The sequence below is a fragment of the Phaeovulum sp. genome, assembly GCF_041596715.1.
In the GTDB taxonomy this organism is placed as follows: Bacteria; Pseudomonadota; Alphaproteobacteria; order Rhodobacterales; family Rhodobacteraceae; genus UBA6213.
In genome coordinates this window covers 1-8,017 of sequence record NZ_JBFHIA010000147.1, presented here as the reverse complement: position 1 = coordinate 8,017, position 8,017 = coordinate 1, and the positions used below count along the sequence as shown (strand labels likewise).

Genomic DNA, 8,017 nt, shown 5'->3' with positions numbered 1-8,017 from the left:
ATGGCCGTGTGCGGGCAACCGCCGGTTTCGACCCCGCGAATGCGGTCGGTTGCCAGAACCTGCGCGCGCATCAGATATTCGGCATCTTCGCGGGTGTAGATGTCATTGGTGATGACTGCCATCGAGCAGCGGTGGGCAAGGGCGCGGCACAAATGCTCGGTAAGTGTGGTTTTCCCGGCGCCGACGGGGCCGCCGATACCAACCCGAAGCGGGCCGTGGGGCGATGCATAAGTCACGTGCGAAATATCCTGATTTCCTGTGTTTCGTGCCGTATCGAGGCCATGTCGGCACCCGGAGTGAAGCTGTAGAGATCGTCTACCGTGGCATCGGCAAGCGCCGCTGCGATCTGGGCGATTGTCGGGGTCAGGGCGGCAATAACCCGCTGCCCCTCTGCTTGGCCCATCGGCATGAAGCGCACGGCGACAGAGACGAGCTGCGCCGAAAGGGACTGAAGCCAAAGCCCAAGGACTTCGGGGGTTGAAACGCAAAGGTTCCGGGTGGCCAGCCCAAGAGCGATTGCATAGGGCAAGGGCGGGGCCGGATCACCCATTGCGCTGACCAGCGCCTGAAACCCTCTGCCAAGTTCCGCCGCTTCCTGCGCCCGCTCGCTGCTGGCGCTGTAGGCGTAATAAAGATCGGTCAACGCATCCGCTTCCATGGCCATTTGCCGGGCCAGAGAGATGAATACGGCGTCCATATGGCCCGACCCAAAGCGAAGAACGGTGGAAATCCAGCTTTCCAGCGATGCCGCGTCATGCACGATGCCATCTGCAATGGCGGCTTCCAGCCCTTGGGAATGTGCAAATGCACCAATCGGGAAAGCAGGCGACAGAAGCTGAGTTAGCCGCAAACTGTCTTGAAACGCATCATGGGTGCGCATGCGGAAAGCCATTTGGGCCGTGGTCGTGCCCGAATGTGCGACCCATTCCATAGGCACCGCCCTCTGGGCGAAAGGGGGCCATGACCCGCGTCAGGCTTGCACCCAGTTGCAGCAGCATGGCTTCCAGCACATGGTCCTGGCGAATGGTCAGCGTGTCGGCGTCGATCTGGCAAGGCGTATGGCGGTTGCCGATATGCCACGCCAAACGCGCAAGATCGCCGCTTACCCGCACGAGGGGCTCGTCAGCGGCTTCGATTTCCACGATGCGGGCATCCTCGGTGCGAAGCGCGTCACCCGGATTCAGGCTGACGGTTTCACCCAGATCCACCATCAACCCGCCCGCAGTGGTTTCCAACCGCCTTCGCCGCATCAGGCGTTCATCGTAGGTCAGCGAAACGCTGGCGGCGGCGGGGCCTGTCCATTGGCCTTGACGCAGGTGTGTATGGGCGGGAAGCAGAAAGGTCATATGGTCCTCAATACAGAAAATAGCGCTGCGCAAGAGGCAGTTCGGACGCCGGGGCGCAGGTAAGAAGCTCGCCGTCGGCGCGAACCTCGTATGTCTCGGGGTGGACCTCGATAACCGGCATCGCGTCGTTAAGGCGCATATCGGCCTTGCCGATATGACGCGTGTTCTCAACCGCGACGGTTTCTTTCGCCAACCCCAGCTCTTCCCGTAACCCGCTCGATTGTGCGGCAGCCGAGGTGAAAAGCACCGAACCGCGAGCACCGGCCCGGCCATAGGCACCAAACATCGGGCGAGAATAGACAGGCTGCGGTGTAGGGATGGACGCGTTGGTATCGCCCATCTGGGCACAAGCGATCATGCCGCCCACAAGCACCATTTCAGGCTTGGCCCCAAAGAAGGCGGGCCACCACAGCACCAGATCGGCGCGCTTGCCGACTTCGATGGAACCGATGTGGCGGCTCATTCCCTGCGCCACGGCAGGATTGATGGTGTATTTCGCAACGTAACGGCGCGCGCGAAGGTTGTCATTGTCGCCTTGTTCTTCGGCCAGACGCCCGCGCTGTTGCTTCATCTTGTGCGCGGTTTGCCACGTGCGGGTGATGACCTCGCCCACCCGGCCCATGGCCTGACTATCGGAAGAGATGATGCTGAACGCGCCCATGTCGTGCAAAATATCCTCGGCCGCAATGGTTTCGCGGCGGATGCGGCTTTCGGCAAAGGCGACATCTTCGGGGATCGTCCGGTCGAGATGGTGGCAGACCATAAGCATGTCGAGATGCTCTTCGATCGTGTTGACCGTGTAGGGCATGGTCGGGTTTGTGGACGAGGGGATGACATTGGGGCTTGAGACGACACGCATGATATCGGGGGCGTGCCCGCCACCTGCGCCTTCCGTGTGAAAGGCGTGGATCGTGCGGCCCTTGATGGCGGCGAGTGTATTTTCGACAAAACCGCTTTCGTTCAGGGTGTCGGTGTGGATCATCACCTGAACATCCATCGCGTCGGCCACGCTTAGGCAGCAATCGATTGCTGCCGGGGTAGTGCCCCAGTCTTCGTGGAGTTTCAGCGCGCAAGCCCCGCCGTTCACCATTTCTACAAGCGCCTCTGGCTGGCTGGCGTTGCCCTTGCCCGAAAGCCCGAAGTTGATCGGGAACGAGTCAAGCGACTGAAGCATCCGGCCAAGGTGCCACGCGCCAGGGGTGCAGGTGGTGGCAAGCGTGCCGTGGGCCGGGCCAGTGCCGCCGCCGAGCATTGTGGTAATGCCGGAATGCAGCGCGTCTTCGATCTGGCCAGGGGCGATGAAATGGATGTGACAGTCAAACCCGCCTGCTGTCAGGATCTTGCCCTCGCCGGCGATGACCTCGGTTCCCGGCCCGATGATGATGGTGACATTCGCTTGCGTATCCGGGTTTCCAGCCTTGCCGATCGCGTGGATGAGGCCCGCGCGCAGGCCGACGTCGGCCTTGTAGATACCACTATGGTCTAGGATCAGGGCGTTGGTGATGACCGTATCAACCGCCCCGCCCGCCCGGCTGACCTGTGACTGGCCCATACCGTCTCTGATAACCTTGCCGCCGCCGAACTTGACCTCATCTCCGTAGGTGGTCAGATCGCGTTCAACTTCGATAATCAGATCGGTATCTCCAAGGCGCAAGCGATCGCCGGTGGTGGGGCCATACATGGCGGCATAATCGGGGCGGGAAATGCGAGAAGACATCAGATCTCTCCCATCACTTTGGCATTGAAACCAAAGATGCGGCGTGCCCCGCTGAAAGGCACAAGCCGCACTTCGCGCTGCTGGCCCGGCTCAAACCGAATGGCAGTGCCGGCTGCTATGTCCAGCCGCTGGCCGCGTGCCGCAACGCGATCAAACGACAATCCGGGGTTGGTTTCGGCAAAATGGTAGTGCGAGCCGACCTGCACCGGGCGGTCGCCGGTGTTTGACACCATCAGTACCGTGACCGGAAGGCCCGCGTTGATTTCGATTTCGCCAGCCGCCGGAAAGATTTCACCCGGAATCATCTGCGCGCCCCAAGTTTGAAAGCGGCAAATGCGACAACAGCAACCCCGGCAGCGAGCATCGCAAGATGGTCCGGCTGGGTAAGAAAGTGGAATACGCCCGCATCGGCGTGCCCCTCGGGGTGCGCGAGGGCGGCGACGGGAAATAGGCACAGAAGGATGGTCAGGCTTTTCAATTGGGCCTCCTAGCGGATGGGATGGTGGACGGTGACAAGTTTGGTGCCATCAGGAAACGTGGCTTCAACCTGCACGGAATGGGTCATCTCGGGCACGCCCGCCATGCATTGGTCTGCCGTAAGCACAAGGCCACCCGCCTGCATCAACTCGGCAACCGAGCGGCCATCACGCGCCCCTTCGAGGACGAAATCGGTAATCAGGGCGACCGCCTCTGGGTGATTGAGCTTTACGCCGCGCGCAAGCCGGTTGCGGGCGACCATGGCGGCGAGGCTTATCATCAGTTTCTCGCGTTCGCGGGGGCTGAGGTTCATGCGGTGATCCCTTGCATTTGCCAGACGCGGGGCAGCGGTCTGTTTGTCATCCGGGCAATCAGTTGCCCAAGGTATTGCTTCAACGGCCAGACATCGGGTGCCATGATGCGAACCACGGTCCGACCATTCCAACCCGAAGCAGCGGCGGTGACACCTTGCGTGATGGGCAAGGCACGGATGGCGTCAACAGCCGCCTCGGCCCCGGCACCTAGCAAGGCAAGAACGCCAAATGCACAGTTCCCGCCAAGCATGGCGGGTTGGTCGGCGTTCGACAGCACCTTGGCATCGAGGGTTTGGCAATCGGCCCAAAGCGGGCGTCCCGACAGCGTGACCATGCGCTTGTCGCGCAGGCGGGGCCGGACCGGGGTTTCCCCCATCGCGCGGCGGCCAAGCACCACGGTTTCGCACAGCAGACAACTGGCACCTGCGGCGAGGTCGATCCGAGTATTGCGCTCGAGAAAGCAGTCTTCGAACAGGATGGTCTCTTGCGGAAGCCAATCCAATCGCCCCCCACCACCCACGGTGAAATTGGCCTGAACATGGGCCGCGCCCTCGCGGCAAAGATAGGCGCGCTCGGCCGTTTGCGTGGTGCCGACAACGGAAGCGCCATCATCCAGCGCCAACGCGAATGAAAGGCGATCGCCAGATGTAAGGCCACCAGAGGTGTTGAGAAACACCACCTCTGACCGATCAGAGGAAGAGCGCGGCAAGATTGCGCGTGCCGAGCCGGATTGCGCCAGATCGGCAAGTGCCACGCGGCCTTTGCGCATACCGAAGCGCACGTAAGCCGCGCCCTTCGAACGCTCCATCGTGTTGATCGCCCCTTGAATCATGCAGCCCCCGATTTCGATCAATCGTTGCCCGCGGATTGTCGGGGAAGCAGCGGTTCTTGCCTCGGATCCTGTGCGCGACCCAGATATTGAGGGGGTTTTGCCCGTTTCTTCGCCGCCATGCCCGATAATTGGGCGCAAAGCCAAAGCGGTGCCGCGTTGGCCGCCCGCGCCAAGCCCGCGCGAATTACAGCGGCAACCCCGTAAGGCGGGCCACAAGCTCTGCGGTATTACGCGCGCCCAGTTTTGCCTTCAATCGGTCGCGATGCGCCTCGGCGGTGCGTGGCGAAAGTTTCAGCAGGCGCGCGATTTCCTTGCTGGTCTGGCCCTCGGCCAATAGCGCCGCCACCTGACGCTCGCGCGGCGTAAACGCGACGACAGGGCGCGAATCCGAGATGTCTGCAAAGCTCCAGACGGCGCGCGCAAAGGGCATTTCGGGGGTCAGTGACTGGCCGCGCACACGGCACCAGAACAGCGACCGATCGCGCCGCTGCATGATGCGCTCATCTGCGTAGCGTCCCGTGGCGCGCATCCGCGCCAAGCCGATTTCTCCGATACGCTGAAACTCCTCGTCCGAAGGGTAAAGAAACGCCAGCGAGCGGCCTGCAACATCCTTTGCAGCGTAGCCGAAGGTTTCGCAAAACCTTGCGTTGCAATGTTCGATAACGCGGTCGCGCGTCAGTGCCAGACCGATTGGCGCATATGTGAAGGCCAGCGCAGCGACCCCGGCCTCTTGCTCCATGTCTCGCTCTGCCATTGCCCTTCCCCGATCCCGTAGTTCTACGAATACCGCTACCGCGCCCCTCTCGCTAGTCTGCGCGAAATACGGCGAGGAGATACGGGATGGATGCCAAGATTGTCGGATGGGGCCACACCAAGTTCGGGCGGCTGGAGGGTCGAACGCTTGAAGAGCTGATCCTCGAGGCTGGGGGGGCCGCGATTGAACATGCCGGGATCGACCCGGCCGAGATCGACGCGATCTGGTTGGGGCATTTCAACTCGGGGCTGGTGGCCGACGGTTTTGCCAGTTCTCTGGCATTGGGCCTAGACGACCGTTTGCGTTTCAAGCCAGCAACGCGGGTAGAGAATGCCTGCGCCTCGGGGTCGGCCGCAATATACGCCGCGCTTGACGCGATCCGGTCTGGCCGGGTGGAGGCCGCACTGGTGATCGGCGCAGAAAAGATGACCGCGAAGGATACCGCGGGGGTAACCCAAGCGCTGGCAGGTGCATCGTATCAGACCGAGGAGGCGGGCGTCAGCTTTCCGCAGATTTTTGCGCGTTTTGCGAGCGCCTATTTCAAGGCGCATGGCGATCAGTCTGCGGCGCTGGCCCGGATCGCCGCCAAAAACCATCACAACGCACTTGCCAACCCGCTGGCGCAAATGCGCAAGGACGTGGGCTTCGATTTCTGCAACACGGTCAGCGACAAGAACCCGATGATCGCCGCACCCTTGCGGATGACCGACTGCTCGTTGATCTCGGACGGGGCGGCTGCGCTGATCTTGGTGGCGGATGACCGCGCCGACAGCTTCGCCAATTCCATTGCCTTTCGTGCCAGCCAGCAGGTGAATGATTACCTGCCGATGTCGCGCCGCGATCTGCTCGCCTTCGAGGGGCCGTCCGAAGCCTTTCGCCGCGCCTATCAGGAGGCCGGGCTGGGCGTAAAAGACCTGTCCTTCGCCGAGGTCCACGATTGCTTCACCATCGCAGAGCTTCTGGTCTACGAGGCCATGGGGCTAGTGCCACGCGGCGCGGGGGCACGCGCGATTGACGAGGGGCTGGTACTGCGCGGCGGCGTCTTGCCAGTGAACCTTTCGGGCGGGCTCAAGGCCAAGGGGCACCCGGTTGGCGCGACCGGTGTTTCGATGCATGTGCTGGCCGCGATGCAGCTGACAGGGCAAGCCGGTGAGATGCAATTACCCGGTGCGGAACTGGGTTGCGTGTTCAACATGGGCGGCTCGGGCGTTGCGAATTATTGCTCTATCTTGCAGGCGGAGCGGGCGGAATGAACCCGGCGGAATGGCTGGTTCGCACCGCCATGCGCCATCCTGCGATGCCCGCGCTTTTGCGGGGCGAAGAGGTGGTTGTCGATTATGCAGGTTTCGCTGACCGCGCCGCGCGCATCGGGGCGGGGCTGGCGAAACGGGGGATAGCGCCGGGCGATCGGGTTGCGATCTTCATGAAAAACCGCACCGAGTATCTAGAGGCGCTCTACGGGGCATGGTTCGCGGGTGCCGTGGTGGTGCCTATCAATGCCAAACTGCACGCGCGCGAGGCCGAGTGGATCATCAAGAATGCGGGGGCGGCGCTGACATTTGTCTCGGCCGATCCGGGCACGGACCTGCAAGCGGAAAAGATCGACGTTGCCCAAGGCAGCTTTGCGCAGCTGCTCGATCATTCGCCACTTGCCGCGCCTGCGCCAATGGCGACCGACGAAACGGTATGGCTTTTCTATACCTCGGGCACGACCGGGCGGCCCAAGGGGGTGCAGATCACCTCGGCCAATATTCAGGCGATGTGTCTGGGCTATTTCGCCGATGTTGACGAGGTAGCCACACAAGACGCAATTCTTTACGCCGCGCCGATGTCGCATGGCGCGGGGCTTTACAACTTCATGCATGTGATGCGGGCGGCGCGGCACGTTGTGCCGCCGTCTGGCGGGTTCGAGGCGGACGAGATACTCGAACTCGCGCCGAAACTTGGCAATGTCTCGATGTTCGCGGCCCCGACGATGGTGCGCCGACTGGTGGACCGCGCCAAGGCAGCAGGGCAAGGCGGAGCGGGTATCAAGACAATCGTCTACGGCGGCGGGCCAATGTATCTGGCCGATATCGTCGAGGCGGTCGAAGTGATGGGCCCGCGCTTCGTGCAGATCTATGGGCAGGGCGAAAGCCCGATGACAATCACGGCGCTTTCGCGCGAACTGGTGGCAGATCGCAGCCATCCGCGCTGGCGCGCGCGTCTGGCGTCCGTAGGGCAGGCGCAGGCCCCGGTTGAAGTGCGCATCGCAGACACCGAGGGCCGCAGCCTGCCGCCGGGTGAAACCGGCGAGATCCTTGTACGCGGTGCGGCGGTGATGGGGGGCTATTGGCACAACCCCAATGCGACCGCCGCAACGATCAAGGACGGCTGGCTTTGGACGGGCGACATGGGCGCGATGGATGCAGACGGCTTCGTAACGCTACAGGATCGGTCCAAGGATGTGATCATTTCGGGCGGCACCAACATCTACCCGCGCGAGGTCGAAGAGGTGCTTTTGATGCACCCATCGGTGCACGAGGTAGCCGTGGTCGGCAAGAAAGACCGGGAATGGGGCGAAAGCGTTGCAGCCTT

11 protein-coding genes are annotated in these 8,017 nt (G+C 62.4%); 2 read left to right on the top strand and 9 right to left on the bottom strand.

The window, feature by feature from the left end; all coding sequences use genetic code 11:
• The 9 genes from ABY403_RS10795 to ABY403_RS10755 form a co-directional block, all read right to left on the bottom strand.
• On the bottom strand, positions 1-236 hold a 236-nt coding region (locus tag ABY403_RS10795; protein ID WP_372840815.1), incomplete at its 3' end, for a GTP-binding protein.
• Positions 233-880, bottom strand: a complete 648-nt coding sequence (locus ABY403_RS10790) for an urease accessory protein UreF (RefSeq protein WP_372840814.1) — start codon at positions 878-880, stop codon at positions 233-235. The genes ABY403_RS10790 and ABY403_RS10795, both read right to left, overlap by 4 nt.
• Entirely contained in the window at positions 867-1,346 is a 480-nt protein-coding gene (locus ABY403_RS10785) for an urease accessory protein UreE (protein WP_372840813.1), read from the bottom strand. Before ABY403_RS10785 ends, ABY403_RS10790 begins: the two co-directional genes overlap by 14 nt.
• 7 nt (positions 1,347-1,353) lie before the next feature.
• On the bottom strand, positions 1,354-3,063 hold the full coding sequence (gene ureC / locus ABY403_RS10780; RefSeq protein ID WP_372840812.1) for an urease subunit alpha: 1,710 nt from the start codon (positions 3,061-3,063) through the stop codon (positions 1,354-1,356).
• Positions 3,063-3,368, bottom strand: a complete 306-nt coding sequence (locus tag ABY403_RS10775) for an urease subunit beta (protein ID WP_372840811.1) — start codon at positions 3,366-3,368, stop codon at positions 3,063-3,065. The genes ureC and ABY403_RS10775 overlap by 1 nt, the downstream gene beginning before the upstream one ends.
• A complete protein-coding gene (locus ABY403_RS10770) occupies positions 3,365-3,541 on the bottom strand; it encodes a hypothetical protein (RefSeq protein ID WP_372840810.1) in 177 nt (58 codons plus the stop codon). Before ABY403_RS10770 ends, ABY403_RS10775 begins: the two co-directional genes overlap by 4 nt.
• Positions 3,542-3,550: 9 nt before the next feature.
• The gene (locus tag ABY403_RS10765) at positions 3,551-3,853 is read right to left on the bottom strand and encodes an urease subunit gamma (protein ID WP_372840809.1); all 303 of its coding nucleotides are present in this window, start codon (positions 3,851-3,853) and stop codon (positions 3,551-3,553) included.
• Positions 3,850-4,686 (bottom strand): urease accessory protein UreD, encoded by an 837-nt coding sequence (locus ABY403_RS10760; RefSeq protein WP_372840808.1) that lies wholly within the window; start codon positions 4,684-4,686, stop codon positions 3,850-3,852. The genes ABY403_RS10765 and ABY403_RS10760 overlap by 4 nt, the downstream gene beginning before the upstream one ends.
• A 184-nt stretch (positions 4,687-4,870) precedes the next feature.
• Positions 4,871-5,440, bottom strand: a complete 570-nt coding sequence (locus ABY403_RS10755) for a LuxR C-terminal-related transcriptional regulator (protein ID WP_372840807.1) — start codon at positions 5,438-5,440, stop codon at positions 4,871-4,873.
• Between the two features lie 86 nt (positions 5,441-5,526).
• Here ABY403_RS10755 and ABY403_RS10750 point away from each other — a divergent pair, with 86 nt between their 5' ends.
• Both ABY403_RS10750 and ABY403_RS10745 read left to right on the top strand, forming a co-directional pair.
• Positions 5,527-6,693, top strand: a complete 1,167-nt coding sequence (locus tag ABY403_RS10750) for an acetyl-CoA acetyltransferase (protein ID WP_372840806.1) — start codon at positions 5,527-5,529, stop codon at positions 6,691-6,693.
• A partial coding sequence (locus ABY403_RS10745; protein WP_372840805.1) for a class I adenylate-forming enzyme family protein occupies positions 6,690-8,017 on the top strand: 1,328 nt, incomplete at its 3' end. The genes ABY403_RS10750 and ABY403_RS10745, both read left to right, overlap by 4 nt.